The 16,273-nt window shown below is 41.8% G+C and carries 14 protein-coding genes; all 14 read left to right on the top strand.

All coding sequences use genetic code 11. The annotated features are described in order from the left end of the window. Positions 1 to 12: 12 nt before the first annotated feature. The 14 genes from pyrH (at position 13) to dnaE (ending at position 16,259) form a co-directional block, all read left to right on the top strand. Positions 13 to 756, top strand: a complete 744-nt coding sequence (gene pyrH / locus ABJV04_RS15765; protein WP_303474457.1) for a UMP kinase — start codon at positions 13 to 15, stop codon at positions 754 to 756. 47 nt (positions 757 to 803) lie between these two features. Further along, a complete protein-coding gene (gene frr, locus ABJV04_RS15760; RefSeq protein ID WP_348492531.1) occupies positions 804 to 1,361 on the top strand; it encodes a ribosome recycling factor in 558 nt (185 codons plus the stop codon). Positions 1,362 to 1,388: 27 nt separating this feature from the next. Beyond that, positions 1,389 to 2,117, top strand: coding sequence for a polyprenyl diphosphate synthase (uppS, locus tag ABJV04_RS15755; protein WP_348492530.1), 729 nt, complete (start codon positions 1,389 to 1,391; stop codon positions 2,115 to 2,117). A gap of 31 nt (positions 2,118 to 2,148) precedes the next feature. Continuing rightward, positions 2,149 to 3,012, top strand: coding sequence for a phosphatidate cytidylyltransferase (locus tag ABJV04_RS15750; RefSeq protein WP_348492529.1), 864 nt, complete (start codon positions 2,149 to 2,151; stop codon positions 3,010 to 3,012). Next, a complete protein-coding gene (gene ispC / locus ABJV04_RS15745) occupies positions 3,012 to 4,193 on the top strand; it encodes a 1-deoxy-D-xylulose-5-phosphate reductoisomerase (protein ID WP_348492528.1) in 1,182 nt (393 codons plus the stop codon). Before ABJV04_RS15750 ends, ispC begins: the two co-directional genes overlap by 1 nt. Continuing rightward, entirely contained in the window at positions 4,193 to 5,539 is a 1,347-nt protein-coding gene (gene rseP, locus ABJV04_RS15740) for a sigma E protease regulator RseP (RefSeq protein ID WP_348492584.1), read from the top strand. The genes ispC and rseP overlap by 1 nt, the downstream gene beginning before the upstream one ends. 62 nt (positions 5,540 to 5,601) lie before the next feature. Continuing rightward, positions 5,602 to 8,067 (top strand): outer membrane protein assembly factor BamA, encoded by a 2,466-nt coding sequence (gene bamA / locus ABJV04_RS15735; protein WP_348492527.1) that lies wholly within the window; start codon positions 5,602 to 5,604, stop codon positions 8,065 to 8,067. A gap of 67 nt (positions 8,068 to 8,134) precedes the next feature. Continuing rightward, on the top strand, positions 8,135 to 8,650 hold the full coding sequence (locus ABJV04_RS15730; RefSeq protein ID WP_348492526.1) for an OmpH family outer membrane protein: 516 nt from the start codon (positions 8,135 to 8,137) through the stop codon (positions 8,648 to 8,650). A gap of 14 nt (positions 8,651 to 8,664) precedes the next feature. Continuing rightward, complete coding sequence (gene lpxD / locus ABJV04_RS15725) at positions 8,665 to 9,699, top strand: UDP-3-O-(3-hydroxymyristoyl)glucosamine N-acyltransferase (protein ID WP_348492525.1); 1,035 nt, start codon at positions 8,665 to 8,667, stop codon at positions 9,697 to 9,699. A 39-nt stretch (positions 9,700 to 9,738) separates the two neighbouring features. Continuing rightward, positions 9,739 to 10,185 carry a 3-hydroxyacyl-ACP dehydratase FabZ gene (fabZ, locus tag ABJV04_RS15720; protein WP_348492524.1) on the top strand — a complete coding sequence of 149 codons (447 nt, stop codon included), beginning with the start codon at positions 9,739 to 9,741 and terminating at the stop codon, positions 10,183 to 10,185. A 3-nt stretch (positions 10,186 to 10,188) separates the two neighbouring features. Further along, on the top strand, positions 10,189 to 10,959 hold the full coding sequence (gene lpxA, locus ABJV04_RS15715) for an acyl-ACP--UDP-N-acetylglucosamine O-acyltransferase (RefSeq protein ID WP_348492523.1): 771 nt from the start codon (positions 10,189 to 10,191) through the stop codon (positions 10,957 to 10,959). A gap of 54 nt (positions 10,960 to 11,013) precedes the next feature. Continuing rightward, positions 11,014 to 12,192, top strand: coding sequence for a lipid-A-disaccharide synthase (gene lpxB / locus ABJV04_RS15710; RefSeq protein ID WP_348492522.1), 1,179 nt, complete (start codon positions 11,014 to 11,016; stop codon positions 12,190 to 12,192). Beyond that, positions 12,185 to 12,784, top strand: a complete 600-nt coding sequence (rnhB, locus tag ABJV04_RS15705) for a ribonuclease HII (protein WP_348492521.1) — start codon at positions 12,185 to 12,187, stop codon at positions 12,782 to 12,784. The genes lpxB and rnhB overlap by 8 nt, the downstream gene beginning before the upstream one ends. Further along, the gene (gene dnaE / locus ABJV04_RS15700) at positions 12,774 to 16,259 is read left to right on the top strand and encodes a DNA polymerase III subunit alpha (RefSeq protein ID WP_348492519.1); all 3,486 of its coding nucleotides are present in this window, start codon (positions 12,774 to 12,776) and stop codon (positions 16,257 to 16,259) included. Before rnhB ends, dnaE begins: the two co-directional genes overlap by 11 nt. Positions 16,260 to 16,273 lie beyond the last annotated feature (14 nt).

The raw sequence follows: 16,273 nt of genomic DNA, 5'->3' as shown, positions 1-16,273 counted from the left end.
AATTGCCAATAAATGAGTATCGCACCAAAATCTGCATATCGAAGAATTCTGCTAAAGTTAAGTGGTGAAGCCCTTATGGGTGACGAAGGATTCGGTATCGACGCCAAAGTTCTAGATAGAATGGCCCAAGAAATCAAAGAATTAGTTGAAATGGGTGTGCAAGTAGGATTAGTAATTGGCGGCGGAAATTTATTTCGCGGTGAGGGGTTAGCGAAAGCTGGGATGAATCGTGTCGTTGGTGACCACATGGGTATGTTGGCCACAGTAATGAACGGTTTAGCCATGCGTGATGCTCTTCATCGAGCATTTGTAAATGCCCGTTTAATGTCAGCGATACCCCTTAACGGTGTATGTGATGCATACAACTGGACTGAGGCCATTAGCCTTTTAAAATCTGGACGTGTGGTAATTTTTTCTGCTGGCACAGGTAATCCATTTTTTACCACTGATTCAGCGGCCTGCTTACGAGGCATAGAAATAGAGGCGGATGCAGTACTTAAAGGTACTAAGGTCGACGGGGTATACAATGATGACCCAGTGACGAATCCAGAAGCCGTATTGCTTAAAAACGTAAGTTACCAAGAAGTTTTAGAAAAAGAATTAAAAGTCATGGACTTAGCAGCCTTTACCTTGGCTCGCGACCATAGCTTGCCTATTCGCGTCTACAATATGAACAAACCAGGCGTGTTACGTCGTGTTGTTTTAGGTGAAGATGAAGGGACGACAATTTCCCATCAAGGCACAGATAATCAATAACAACGATCTAACAAACGATTAGAATTATAAGAATTAGGGAGATTGCAGTGATAAATGAAATTCATGATGATGCAAAACAACGCATGGAAAAAAGCATCAGTGCACTGAAAAGCCAATTAAGTAAAATTAGAACTGGCCGCGCTCATCCAGCGCTCTTAGATAGCATTATGGTGCCATATTACGGTGCCGATACACCACTTAAACAATTAGCTAATATTTTTGCCGAAGATGCAAGAACACTAGCTTTAACGGTATTTGATAAAAGTGCAGCTGCGGCTGTGGAAAAAGCGATTATGCAATCTGACCTTGGATTAAATCCAATGAGTTCAGGAGCTGCTATTCGAATTCCTTTACCACCGTTAACAGAAGAGCGTCGTAAAGATTTAATCAAAGTGGTTAGAAACGAAGCTGAGCAGGGGCGTATTGCTGTTCGTAATATTCGCCGCGATGCCAACGCCGATCTTAAAGAATTGGTGAAAGAAAAAGAACTGAGCGAAGATGAAGGCCGCAGAGGTGAAGAGTTAATTCAAAAATTAACCGACGAATTTGTAAAAACCATCGATGGCGCTTTGCAAGATAAAGAAAAAGAGTTGATGGAAATATAACCTTTTAAGGTTAATTCCTATTCCCTTATGAGTAATCTAAATACCCCAAAACACGTTGCCATTATTATGGATGGCAACGGCCGTTGGGCTAAAAAGAAAGGTAAGATCCGCACTTTCGGTCACAAAGCCGGTGTTGAGTCTGTGCGATCTGCCGTTCGTTTTGCCCGTCAAAATGGCATAGAGTCCCTTACCTTGTTTGCATTTAGCAGTGAAAATTGGAATCGTCCCGCTGAAGAAGTGGGTGTATTAATGGATTTATTCAATTTTGTGCTAAATAGCGAAGCCAAAAAGCTAAATAAAAACGATGTTCGATTAAAAGTGATCGGCGACACATCGCGCTTCGATAACAAACTTGTTGAAAAAATTAGAAAGGCCGAAAAACTCACAGAGCATAATAGTGCATTAACTCTCAATATTGCAGCCAATTACGGTGGCCGTTGGGATATTTTAAATGCCGCTAAAGCATTTGCTAAACAAGCCGCAGATCAAGGTTTGAATGTAGACAATGCTGAAGAAGCTGATTTTAACCAGTTTATGTCTTTAGCTGATCAACCTGAACTTGATTTGCTCATTCGTACTGGTGGCGAACACAGGATCAGTAATTTTTTAATGTGGCAATGTGCTTATGCTGAACTTTATTTTACTGATACCCTTTGGCCAGATTTTGATGAGCAGGCATTTCAGCTTGCTGTAAATGATTATTCCGAACGTCAAAGGCGTTTTGGTATGACAGGAGAGCAGGTGGAAACGAAATGATCGTGTTTTCCTCCAAGCTCAAAGGCTAATTATGTTAAAACAGCGAATAATTACAGCAGTTATTTTAGCTCCTCTAGCGTTAATTTGTATTTTATTTCTACCATTACTGGGCTTTGAGTTATTTATAGCCCTAGTGGTCGGTTTAGGTGGATATGAATGGGCTAATATGTCGAGTATTAAGCCTAGACCTCAAAAAGCAATTTATGCGTTTTTCATTCTTTTTTGCTGCCTTTTCTTAGTTTACTGGGTACCAACACAAAATATTTGGTATCAAGGTGCACTAAATAGCCTGTACGTATATATTCTAGGTGTAGCTGCAATTTGGTGGTTTGTTTCCTTACTCATGATAATTGCGTATCCGCGCTTTTCATCAATATGGCGAACCAGCAAGGCCATACGCTGCTTATTCGGCGTATTTACACTAATCCCTACCTTTGTTGCCGTCGTTTCCCTACGTTCACACATGTACGACATCGACCCATTGTATGGCGTGTCGCTTATTTTTTACGTGTTAGGAATTGTTTGGGCCGCTGATATTGGTGCATTTTTTGTTGGCGTGAAATTTGGTCGTCACAAATTGCGTCCTAATGTTTCCCCAGGAAAAACCCTTGAAGGTTTAGCTGGCGGTATCGCAGCCTCTACGGCAATTATTGCTTTTGCTGCTCTGCACTACCAAGTAGATCCAGGTAGAATCTGGATGCATGTTTTAATTGGTGGCTTGACGGTAGGCGTTTCCGCATTAGGTGATTTAAATGAAAGTATGTTTAAACGCTGCGCAGGAATAAAAGATAGCGGTAAAATTCTGCCAGGTCATGGTGGGATTTTAGACCGAATTGATAGTCTTACTGCTGCATTTCCGGTGTTTGCTTACTGCTACGTTTTGTGGATGGCATAATGCAGAATATCGCGATTTTGGGGGCTACAGGCTCTATAGGTCAAAGCACGTTAGATGTTGTTCAACTCCACCCAGAAAAGTATAACGTGGTTGCATTAACTGCCCACTCCAATATTGACAAACTCATTTCTCAAGCAACTCAGTTTCAGCCCGATTATCTGGTTATTTCAGATACTAAGTCTTACGGGGCTGCTCAACAGGCAGTGAAAAACGCCCAGTTAACCTGCGAGTTGTTAGTAGGTGAGGAAGGCTTGTGTCAAGTTGCGTCTGCTTCTAACGTTGATAGTGTCATGGCTGCAATTGTTGGTGCAGCAGGTTTATTACCCACATTAGCGGCGGTTAAGTCGGGTAAAAAAGTTATGTTAGCGAACAAAGAAGCATTGGTAATGTGTGGCGATATTTTTATTCAAGAAGTGAATAAAAGCGGCGCGCAATTGTTGCCAATTGACAGTGAACATAATGCTATCTTCCAATGTCTCCCCAGAGATTTCGAATATGGAGATTTAGCTACATCAGGTATCGCCAAAATATTGTTAACCGGTTCTGGTGGCCCATTCTTAAATCGTGCTTTAGATAGCTTTCAAGATATTACCCCAGACCAGGCTTGTGCCCATCCTAATTGGGATATGGGGCGAAAAATATCTGTAGACTCGGCCACTATGATGAATAAGGGATTAGAGTTTATCGAAGCAAAATGGCTATTTGGCCTAAACTCTTCTGATATTCAAATAGTATTGCATCCGCAAAGTATTATTCATTCCATGGTGCAATATGCCGATGGCTCAGTGTTGGCACAAATGGGCAACCCGGATATGAAAACACCAATTGCCCACTGTTTAGCCTTTCCTAACCGTATTGATGCTGGGGTCAAACCCTTAGATTTTTCTACGTTAGCTGATTTTAGTTTTCAGGTTCCTGACTTTCAGCGCTATCCAAACTTGAAATTGGCAATTGACGCCTGTGATGCAGGACAGCATGCAACAACCGCATTAAATGCTGCCAATGAAGTGGCTGTAGAGGCATTTTTGTCCCAGCAAATAGGTTTTACTCAAATTGCGCAAGTAAATGAAGAAATGCTGCAGCGCATCGAACAGCAACAATTGCACGACATTGAAGGGGTTTTGGCGGTAGATAAAGAAGTTAGGACCCTTGCAAAACAATTTATAGGAAGCATAGTTTGATTTTTGAGTTTATTCGTAACCTTTCCGCATTTGTTGTTGCCCTTGGGATACTTGTTGCCGTCCATGAATGGGGACATTTTTGGGTTGCGCGTCGATGTGGCGTGAAAGTGGAGCGGTTTTCCATTGGTTTTGGTAAAGCGCTATGGTCACGTACCGATAAACTTGGGACAGAGTATGTTATTGCCGCTATTCCCTTAGGTGGTTACGTTAAAATGGTTGACGAGCGGGTAGAGCAGGTCAGTGAAGCTGATTTACCTCACGCATTTAACCGACAACATGTACTTAAACGTATAGCCATTGTTGCCGCCGGTCCAATGGTCAATTTTATCTTTGCGGTTTTTGCGCTTTATTTGATGTTGTTGATTGGCGAACAATCCGTTAAACCCATTGTTGGCAATATTGAGCCTAATTCTATTGCCGCTGAAGCAGGCTTCGAAGAGCGAGATCAAATTACCCACATCTCTGGGCATGAAACTAGCGATTGGCAAGCAGTAAACTATGAAGTTATGCGGCTTATTGGTGATTCTGACACTCAAGTGCAAGTAATCAGCAAAGATGGTTACAGTAAAGTATTAGATTTAGACTTAACAAACTGGCAATTTGATCCAGAAACCACATCTCCAATGGCGAGTTTAGGATTTGCTCCATTTCGAACCAACCCCACGAAACAGCTGGCTTTAGTCAGCGAATCTTCGCCAGCTGCACAAGCTGGATTGCAAGTGAATGACATTATTCTCAAGTTTAATGGAACTACTGTGGCAAATTGGGAACAAATAGTTGAGCTGATAGAGCAGCACCCAAAACAAAATGTTACTATCACCATAGATAGAAATGGCATTGAACAGCAGGTAGCAGCGACTATTGGTGTGAAACCAGATGATCCTGATACAGGTTTATTAGGGGTAATAACCTATTTAGAACCTTATCCTGAAGAATATTTATTTCACAAACAATACGGTCCAATTGAAGGTCTATCTGAAGGAATAAGTGAAACCTGGCGACTTGTAACATTGAGTTTTAACATGATTGGTAAGCTTTTTACCGGTGATGTTTCGGTTAAAAGCCTAAGTGGCCCTATATCGATAGCTCAAGGTGCGGGTATGACTGCCAGTGCTGGGATTGTTGCATTTTTGAGCTTTTTAGCGCTAATTAGTGTGAATTTGGGAATTATTAACCTTTTCCCTCTTCCAGTGCTTGATGGTGGGCACTTACTCTATTATTTTATAGAGCTTTTAACTGGGCGACCGGTTCCGGAATCCGTGCAGGAAGTTGGATTTAAAATTGGCGGGATCATCTTGTTACTGTTAATGACAGTAGCTTTTTATAATGACATTGCGCGTTTATAGTGTGGATGACACAAACTACATTGCCGAAGTAGGCTATGAGTGCTTAGGAAGAATATTAATAAATGAAGTTTAAACAGTTAGTTGTAGCCGGATTAATATGGTCCAGTGCTAGCTTTGCATTAGCTGCTACAGACCAAGAGTTTGTCGTATCCGACATCAAAGTTGAAGGTTTACAAAGGGTTGCTTTGGGAGCCGCACTGACCTATTTGCCTGTGCAAGTAGGTGATACCATGAATAGCTTCCGCTCGGCTCAGTTGATTCGCAGCCTGTATTCATCTACTCACTTTGAAAGTATCGAAATTCTTCGTGATGGCAACACTTTGGTGGTTAAGGTTAAAGAGCGTCCTACTATCAGTAATATTATCTTTGACGGCAATGACGATATAAAAGATGAGCAATTACAAGAAAGCTTGGACGGTAATAATATCCGTGTTGGTGAGCCATTAGACAAAACCGTTTTAACTGGAATAGAAAACGGCTTGAAAGACTTTTTCTACAGTATTGGTAAATACAATGCTGACGTGAGTGCCATCGTAACCCCATTGCCTCGTAACCGAGTTGATTTGAAGTTACTGTTTGAAGAAGGCGACTCTGCAAAAATTCAACAAATTAATATCGTCGGTAATGAAGTGTTCTCTGATGCTGAGCTGCTTAAGCAGATGGAATTAAAATTCGATACGCCATGGTGGGACTTTTTATCTGAAACGCGCTACCAAAAGCAAACCTTATCTGGCGATATGGAAACCTTAAGAAGTTACTATTTAGATCGCGGATATTTACGTTATCAGGTAGATTCAACACAAGTTTCTATGACCCCTGAAAAAGACGGTATTTACGTTACAATGAATATCTCTGAAGGTGAGCAGTACACCATCTCCGAAGTGGATTTGATTGGTGATTTGCTGGGTAATGAAGAGTATATGCGAGCAGTATTACCCCTTACCGCTGGCGAGTTGTATAACCAAGCAGAGGTTACATACACTGAAGAATTCTTCAGTAAGTATCTAGGTCGTTTTGGCTATGCTTATCCTACTGTTACTACCATTCCAGAAATAAACGATGAAGATAAAACCGTTAAACTAACCTTATCGGTGGATCCTGGTAAACGTATTTATGTGAACCGTATTACCTTTGAAGGGAATACCGTTACCGCTGATGAAGTATTACGTCAATCTGTAAGTCAGATGGAAGGTACTTGGTTATCTAATAGTTCTTTGGAGTCGTCTAAAAATAACCTATCACGTTTGACCTATATGGAAGAGGTAGACTTCGAAACGGTTCGTTTACCAGGTGAAGATGACAAAGTTGACGTGGTCTACAAAGTTAAAGAACAAGCGTCAGGTTCATTTAATGCCGGTGTGGGTTACGGTGATAGAACAAAACTAAGCTTACAAGCGGGTATTCAGCAGGATAACTTCTTAGGAACGGGTAAGCGCTTAGCATTTAATGTGAGCACGGTTTCCTATCAAAAGAGTATTCAGTTATCTTACACAGACCCTTATTTCACCATTGATGGGATCAGTCTGGGTGGCAACATCTCCTACAGTGAGTTTGATGCTGGTAGTGCAAACCTCGTTCAATACAACAGTAAACAATACACAATTGGTATTAATGCGGGTTATCCAATTAACGAATTCAACCGAATTAACTTTGGTCTGAGTTTCAGTGACGTTGAATTATCGCGTCAAAGTAACTACGAACAAACGGATCGTTTCTACAATCAATTTGTGGATGAAGAGGATCCAGATGCACCTATTGACTACTCTAGTTTCTTAGCATCAGTATCTTGGACTCGTAGTACCTTAAACCGTGGTATTTTCCCAACGGCTGGTTCGTCACAAAGTGCTTCGTTTAGCATTACGACCCCTAATTCTGATGTAAATTATTTCAAATCGATTTTTGATACCAAATTCTATTTCCCTCTTACTCGTGATCAACGCTGGTCTGTATTGACTCGACTACGAGCTGGTTATGGTAACGGTTATGGTGAAACAAATGGTATCGAACAGATAATGCCATTCACCCAAAACTTTACTGCAGGTGGTAGCGATACCTTACGTGGCTTCGAAAATAACACCGTTGGACCTCGTGGTGTGCAGTTAGCACCAACCAGTATTATTGGTCCTGACGGCGAAACTATCTTGTTAGGTCCTGAATCTGACCAAGTTGCCGTATCTTCTCGTTCCTTAGGTGGTAACGCGATGTTGCTAGGTGGCGTAGAATTAATTGTGCCTACACCCTTTGTTGGTGAAGAGTTTGACAATTCTGTTCGCTCTAGCTTATTCCTTGATGCTGGTAATGTGTGGGATACTGAATTCGACTATAGTTTATATCGTGATTTAACTCAGATAAGTGAAGATCCAGTAGCCGATTACGGTGATTGGACTCGCTATAGAGCTTCTTATGGAGTTTCTGTACAATGGCTTTCACCGATGGGACCAATGGTGTTTAGTTTCTCTAGAGCTTTACAAGAACGTGTTGGGGACGATGTAAAATTCTTCTCTTTCAACATTGGTCAAACATTTTAAACCAAGATTATTAATCAAATACTTAGCTTGAGCTAAGAACGTAATTTAAACCAGGAAGGAGTTTCCCTTGAAACAAATATTTAAAACCTTAGTTGTTACTGCACTTTTAAGTAGTGCTTTATTAAGTTCAGTTGCTTTCGCAGAGCAGAAGATTGCTGTTGTAAGTCGTGAAGCTGTGATTCAGCAAATGCCGCAAGCAATTGCTAGTCAGCAAGCGTTACAAATTGAATTTAAAGACGAAGGTTCAAAAGTGGATGCTATGCGTCAGAAGATCGCTACAGATCTTGATTCACTTAAGAAAAACGCACCCACAATGAGTGAAGCGCAAATCAAAGCAGAACAAGAGCGTTTACAAGCTGCAAACGCTGAATTTGAAGCACTTGCAAAACCTTTACAAGAAAAACTTCAACAACGTAGACAAGAAGAAAACACTAAAATTGTGACTATTCTTCAACAAGCTATCCAAGCCGTTGTTACAGAAGAAAAAATTGATATGGTTTTAGATAGACAAGCCGTAGTTTTTGCAACTCCTCAATACGATATTTCAGAAAAAGTATTGAAAAAAGTTAGTCAAATGAAGTAACTACCGGAGCCTGTATGCAGTCACTCAGTTTAAAACAATTGGCAGATCTTATTGGTGCTACCATCCATTTATCTGGCAATGATACTGAAGATACCCAGATTAATAGTTTGAGTACCTTGGCAAATGCGGGCATTGGTCAGATTTCCTTTTTGTCGAATAGCAAGTATCGTAGTGATCTGGCTGACACTAGAGCACAGGCTGTTATTTTACATCCAGATGAGTTATCCAATTGCCCATGTACAGCGCTGGTTCATGCAAATCCATATGTAGGATTCGCGTTAGTTGCACAGGCTCTTGATTCGACTCCCGATGCCGCATCAGGTATTCACCCATCAGCTGTTATCGCAGATGACGTCATATTGGGTGAGAATGTGAGCGTGGGAGCCCAGGCCGTTATCGAAACTGGGGTTGTGCTAGGCGACAATGTTCAAATAGGCGCGGGTAGCTTTGTTGGTAAAAATTGCCGTTTAGGTAGCCAAACCAAGATTTGGGCTAATGTCACCCTTTATCACAACACGATAATGGGCGAAAACTGTTTAGTGCAATCCGCTACTGTTATTGGTAGTGATGGTTTTGGTTATGCCAATGATAAGGGCAAATGGATTAAAATCCCTCAATTGGGACGTGTAGTTATTGGGGATCGTGTAGAGATTGGGGCAAGTACTACAATCGACCGCGGTGCTCTAGAAGACACGATTATCGCAGATGGTGTGATAATTGATAATCAAATACAAATTGCCCACAATGTAGAAATAGGCGAAAACACGGCTATGGCAGCATGTTCAGTTATCGCCGGTAGCACAAAAGTGGGCAAGAATTGTAGTGTTGCAGGGTTATGTGGCTTTAACGGGCATATTGAAATCTGTGATAACTCACACTTTACTGGAATGAGTATGGTTACGAAAAGTGTAACTGAACCTGGCTTGTATTCCTCTGGTATGCCAGCGGTGCCAAATCTAGAGTGGCGCAAAAATGCGGTTCAACTCAAGAAAATTTCGTCTATTGCTCAACGTGTCAAAGTTTTAGAAAAACAACAAACTACAAAGTAATTGGGTAGACACCCATTACTTCTTAAAGGAGATCAGCCTTTGGCCGACAATTTGAACGCTATCGAAATCGAAGAAATCATGGAACTTTTACCCCATAGGTATCCTTTTCTATTGATTGATAGGGTGACTGAGTACGTATTAGGTGAAACCATTAAAGCCTATAAAAATGTTACCTTTAATGAACCTTGTTTTACCGGTCATTTCCCCGGAAAACCCATATTTCCTGGTGTGTTAATTCTTGAAGCCATGGCGCAAGCTGCTGGCATATTAGGGTTTAAGACTGCAGGGAATAGTGATGAGTTATACCTCTACGCAGGTATAGATAACGCTCGCTTTAAACGCCCAGTTGTTCCTGGTGACAGATTAGATTTCGATGTATGTGTGGTCAAAGAAAAGCGTGGTATTTGGAAATTCAAAGGCGTAGCCAGCGTAGATGGTCAAGAAGCATGCGTTGCTGAATTTATGTGTGCAATGAGGAAGATGTAACCTGTGATCCATGATACAGCTATTGTGCATCCGTCTGCTAAATTGGCATCAGACGTTGAAATTGGTCCATATTCCCTTATTGGTGAAGATGTCGAGATAGGAAGTGGAACGGTTGTTGAGTCACATGTGGTCATTAAAGGCCCATGTACTATTGGTAAAAATAATCGTTTTTTCCAATTCGGTTCCATCGGTGAAGAATGTCAGGATAAAAAGTATGCTGGCGAGAAAACACGACTTGAAATCGGTGATAACAATGTTTTTCGAGAATCAGTTACTATTCACCGAGGAACTGTTCAAGACAAATCCCTAACCAAAATAGGTTCCAATAATCTATTTATGGCTTATGCCCATGTCGCCCATGATTGTGTTATTGGCGATGATAATATCTTTGCTAATAATGCAACTTTAGCTGGTCATGTGCATGTTGGCAGCGCAGTTATCTTAGGTGGTAACACAGCTGTGCATCAGTTCTGCAAAATTGGTTCTAATAGTTTTACCGGAGGCGGTGGGATAATATTGCGCGATATTCCTCCTTATGTGATGATCAACGGAATCGACAATACACCGGCAGGGATTAACTCTGAAGGCTTACGTCGCCGAGGGTTTGATAAAGAGGTAATAATGAGTATTAAACGTGCTTATAAAGTGCTTTATCGCAATGGCAACCGAGCTGAAGAAGCCGTACAAGAGTTACGCAAAATGGCCGAAACCACTAAAGAAGTGGGATTAATGGCAGAGTTTGTTGCAAACTCCAATCGAGGAATCATCCGCTAATCCTAGTTTACATTCTAGAGTTTAGTTTTATCGCTAACTGCGAGCCAACCTGATATGTCTAAGCGTCCATTAAAAATTGCTATCGTTGCCGGAGAAGCCTCCGGTGACGTATTAGCTGCCGGTATGATAAAACAGATCTTAGCTATTCATCCAGATGCACAGTTTGAAGGAATTGCTGGGCCGAATATGCTCGAGCAAGGTTGTTCTACTTTGTTTGAAATGGAAGAGCTTTCTGTAATGGGGATAGTGGAAGTACTGTCTCGCATTCGTCGTCTGTTATTTATTCGAAAAACTGTACTGCAACATTTTACAGATAACCCGCCTGATGTTTTTATTGGTGTTGATGCACCAGATTTTAATCTTCCCTTAGAAAAGAAACTCAAAAAGATAGGCGTGAAAACAGTTCATTATGTGAGCCCGACGGTTTGGGCTTGGCGTGAAAACAGAATTTACGGCATCGCTGAGGCCACCAATTTGGTGCTCAGTATTTTCCCATTTGAGAAAGCCGTTTATGACAAACATGGGTTTCCCTGCCAATATGTTGGTCACACTATGGCTGACGACATTGACATTTATCCTAGTCAGACTCTCGCTCGTGAGCAATTAGATGGCGTTGTCTTAAATAAAGACGCGAAAGTACTGGCGTTGTTACCGGGTAGTCGCGCGGGTGAAGTGAACATGTTGCTTGAGGTCTTTTTGCAAAGTGCCAGTAAAGTGTGTGCAACATTAGACGATTTACATGTGGTTATTCCAGCGGTTAACGAACTTCGTAAAAATCAAATAGAAGACATCGTATCTGCATTTAAGAATTCGCCTGATTATCCTAAGAACATGCATATTTCTGTGCTTATGAGGCAATCTCGTAACGTTATGATTGCTGCCGATGGGATTTTACTTGCTTCAGGTACAGCATCTCTTGAAGCAATGTTATGTAAGCGCCCTATGGTGGTTGCCTATCGTTTAAAATGGCTTACCCATCAAATAATGAAAGTCATGTATAAACCCAATTATTTTTCGCTACCAAATGTATTAGCTGATAAACCCATAGTCCCTGAATTGTTGCAAGAAGACGTTAATCCAGAGACCATCTCCGAATACCTTATCCCAATGTTTGCAGGTGATAGCCTGAAAATACCCGAGGAATTTGTGGGTTTACATAAAATGTTAAAACAAGATGCGGATAAACAAGCCGCTAAGGCAGTTTTAAAATTAATCGGTGCTCAATATGAGTGATAACTATTTGATAGCCGGTGTTGACGAAGTTGGCCGTGGTCCTTTAGTGGGCGATGTTGTCACCGCTGCAGTAATATTGGATCCTAACAAGCCCATTCTAGGATTAAATGATTCTAAAAAGTTAAGTGAAAAAAAACGCAATTTACTGTTTGACGAAATTATTGAAAATGCATTGTCTTGGTCGGTAGGACGGGCAAACCCAAAAGAAATTGATCAACTCAATATATTACATGCCACTATGTTAGCAATGAAACGCGCCGTAGAAGGCTTGTCAATTCAACCTGATTTCGTCAAAGTAGATGGAAATCGATGTCCAGATTGGCACTATTCGAGTGAAGCTATTGTTAAAGGCGATGGCAGTGTTGCTGAGATTTCAGCCGCATCTATTGTTGCCAAAGTGACCCGGGATAGGGAAATGGCAGAATTACATTTACAATATCCAGAGTATGGTTTTAACCAACACAAGGGCTATCCAACCAAAGCACATTTGCTGCGCTTGGCTGAACTTGGACCCACCAAAGAATACCGTATGAGTTTTAAACCAGTGCAACAGGTTTTGATACAAAAAAATGGAGTTATCCATGCAGTCTGAAGTTACTCAAGACGCTGTGAATTTTATACATTTGCGGGTTCATTCTGATTACTCGATGATGGACGGCCTGAATAAGATCAAGCCTATCCTTGGGAAAGTAAAAGAAATGGGCATGCCTGCTGTGGCAATTACCGACCAGATGAATATGTGCGGGTTGGTAAAGTATTACGATGCCGCTCATGCAAATGGGATCAAACCCATAATTGGCGCTGACTTTTGGGTGCAAAGCGAAGAGTTAGGTGACGAGTTATTTAGACTGACCTTGTTGGCAAGCAATAATCAAGGCTATAAAAATATTACCCTGTTGATTTCCAAAGCTTATCAACGTGGTCACGTGCAAAACAGAGCCGTTATTGATAAACAATGGTTGGTTGAGCATAAAGAAGGGGTGATTATTTTATCTGGTGGGGTGTCCGGTGATTTGGGGCAAGTTTTAACCAAAGGTAATATGCCCTTAGCTGCACAAATTTCCCAGTTTTATGAAACTCACTTTGAAGACTGTTATTACCTAGAATTAACTCGTACTGGCCGACCTGGCGAGCAAGAATATATTCAACGAGCGACTGATTGGGCGTTGGAGCATGACCTGCCGGTGGTGGCTACCAACGAAGTGTGTTTCATCGCTAAAGAAGGTTTTGCCGCTCATGAAATTAGAGTGTGTATTCACGATGGTTATACCCTAGACGACAAACGTCGTCCTAAACTTTACAGTGAACAACAGTATTTGCGCAGTCCCGAGGAAATGTGTGAGCTGTTTTCAGATATTCCAGAAGCTTTGCAAAATACCGTTGAAATAGCTAAGCGTTGCAACGTGACAGTAACCTTGGGCGAATACTTTTTGCCTAAATTCCCCACCGGCGGCATGTCAGATGCCGATTATCTGGTGAAAGTGTCTTGGGAAGGATTAGAACGACGCTTAAAATTCTTGTTCCCAGATGAACAAGAACGGGCGGAAAAAAGACCCGAATACGACGAACGTTTGGAAATTGAATTAACCGTAATTAACCAAATGGGTTTTCCCGGTTATTTCTTGATCGTAATGGAATTTATTCAATGGAGTAAAGATCACGGTATTCCAGTGGGGCCAGGCCGGGGGTCAGGTGCAGGTTCATTGGTGGCATATGCCTTGGATATTACCGATTTGGATCCCTTGGAGTTCGATTTGTTATTCGAACGTTTCCTTAACCCCGAGCGGGTTTCCATGCCTGATTTCGACGTCGACTTTTGTATGGATAGACGGGATGAGGTAATTGACCACGTTGCCGAGATGTATGGTCGTCAGGCGGTGTCACAAATTATTACCTTCGGTACCATGGCAGCTAAAGCAGTTGTCCGTGATGTGGGCCGAGTGTTAGGGCATCCCTATGGTTTTGTGGATCGCATTTCCAAATTAATACCCTCTGATCCGGGCATGACCTTAGAAAAAGCCTTTGCCGTCGAATCCAGATTGCCAGAGCTTTATCAAGAAGATGAAGAGGTTAAAGACCTCATCGATATGGCGCGTATCCTAGAAGGTGTTACCCGTAATGCCGGAAAACATGCTGGAGGGGTGGTTATCTCCCCAACTGAGATTACCGACTTTGCGCCATTATATTGCGACGATGAAGGTAAAAATCCGGTTACCCAATTCGATAAAAATGATGTTGAAACTGCGGGATTGGTGAAGTTCGATTTCTTAGGGCTACGTACGCTAACCATTATTCAATGGGCCATAGATATGATTGCCGAGGGGCGTGGCAAACAAATCGATATTACGGCCATTCCCCTAGAAGACCCAAAAAGTTTTAGAACCCTACTCAATTCAGAAACCACGGCTGTATTCCAATTGGAATCCCGCGGTATGAAGGATTTGATTAAGCGTCTTAAACCTGACTGCTTTGAAGATATTATCGCTTTGGTGGCACTCTTTAGACCGGGTCCATTGCAGTCGGGGATGGTAGATAACTTCATTGATAGAAAGCACGGCCGAGAAGAAATTTCTTATCCGGATGCTGAATATCAACACGAGTGTTTAAAAGAAATATTAGAGCCCACATACGGCATTATTTTGTATCAAGAACAAGTAATGCAAATTGCGCAAGCCATGGCGGGTTACAGCCTTGGTGGAGCAGATATGCTACGCCGGGCGATGGGTAAGAAAAAGCCAGAAGAGATGGCCAAACAACGTAGTGTGTTTGCCGAAGGCTCGAAAGGCAATAATATCGACCCTGATCTTGCGATGAAAATATTCGATCTGGTGGAAAAATTCGCCGGATATGGTTTTAACAAATCACACTCAGCTGCTTATGCATTGGTGTCTTATCAAACCTTGTGGTTAAAAGCCCATTATCCTGCTGAGTTTATGGCCGCGGTAATGTCAGCGGATATGGACAATACCGATAAAATCGTCACCTTGGTGGATGAATGTAACCGTATGGGCTTAACCATATTGCCACCTGACTTGAATGCCGGACAATATAAGTTTACGGTAGATGAACAAGGTCGTATTGTTTATGGGATTGGAGCGATAAAAGGGGTAGGGGAAGGTCCTATCGAAGCTATTATTGCTGCCCGTAAAGAACATACTAAGTTTTCTGACCTGTTTGATTTTTGTGCTAAAGTGGATTTAAAGAAGATCAATAAGCGGGTGCTTGAGAAGCTAGTGATGGCTGGCGCTATGGATAATTTAGGGCCACATCGAGCCTGTATCATGGCGACGCTTCCTGAAGCCATAGCTGCTGCCGATCAGCATGCTAAAGCGGAATCCCATGGTCAATCTGATATGTTTGGTTTATTAACCACCGAACCGGATCAGGTGAAACAAGCATTTGCTAATGTTCCTGAATGGCCAGAAAAAATATGGTTAGACGGAGAAAAAGAAACTCTTGGCCTATACTTAACAGGTCACCCAATAAATCAGTATGAAAAAGAGTTAAAACATTACAGTTCAGCTCGTTTGGTGGACTTAAAACCCACCAACAAAGATACGACTTCTGTTGCAGTTGGTTTAGTCATCGGTGTGCGTGTGATGACTAACAAAAAAGGGCGTCGTTGGGCGATTGTTACTTTAGATGATAAAAGTGCTCGAATGGATGCGCGCTTTTTCCCTGATATGTTCGAGAAGTACGAAGAATTGTTACAACCTGACAGAATTCTGCTGATTTCCGGACAGGTCAGCTTTGATGATTTCTCAGGTGGCAATACAATATCGGGTCGTGACGCTATGGATATCGTTCAGGCTCGAGAGAAAAATGTAAAATGCTTAGGGTTAGAAGTAGAATCTGACTGGTGTAACGATGAAAGAGTGGCTAAACTGCAAGCAATTCTGCAAAATTATCAAGGTGGAAGTTGCCCGGTAAATATGCGGGTTGTTCATCCCGATGCAGAAATGGTTTTAGCGTTTGGTGCACAGTGGTATGTGACACCAGAAGACCAATTAATTTATGAATTGCAGCAAATGCTACCAAAACAGGCGGTAGAGCTGCAATTTAGTTAACACCAATAGTGTGT

This window comes from Aliiglaciecola sp. (assembly GCF_039982535.1).
Classification (GTDB): Bacteria; Pseudomonadota; Gammaproteobacteria; order Enterobacterales; family Alteromonadaceae; genus Aliiglaciecola.
The sequence above is the reverse complement of the archived record's forward strand: the minus strand, read 5'-3'. Positions and strand labels throughout refer to the sequence as shown.

Coding starts and splice junctions, on each gene's coding strand:
- lpxD (WP_348492525.1), top strand. CDS start 8,665: ATGCAGTCACTCAGTTTAAAACAATTGGCAGATCTTATTGGTGCTACC.
- dnaE (WP_348492519.1), top strand. CDS start 12,774: ATGCAGTCTGAAGTTACTCAAGACGCTGTGAATTTTATACATTTGCGG.
- uppS (WP_348492530.1), top strand. CDS start 1,389: ATGAGTAATCTAAATACCCCAAAACACGTTGCCATTATTATGGATGGC.
- pyrH (WP_303474457.1), top strand. CDS start 13: ATGAGTATCGCACCAAAATCTGCATATCGAAGAATTCTGCTAAAGTTA.
- bamA (WP_348492527.1), top strand. CDS start 5,602: ATGAAGTTTAAACAGTTAGTTGTAGCCGGATTAATATGGTCCAGTGCT.
- rnhB (WP_348492521.1), top strand. CDS start 12,185: ATGAGTGATAACTATTTGATAGCCGGTGTTGACGAAGTTGGCCGTGGT.
- ABJV04_RS15750 (WP_348492529.1), top strand. CDS start 2,149: ATGTTAAAACAGCGAATAATTACAGCAGTTATTTTAGCTCCTCTAGCG.
- lpxB (WP_348492522.1), top strand. CDS start 11,014: ATGTCTAAGCGTCCATTAAAAATTGCTATCGTTGCCGGAGAAGCCTCC.
- ispC (WP_348492528.1), top strand. CDS start 3,012: ATGCAGAATATCGCGATTTTGGGGGCTACAGGCTCTATAGGTCAAAGC.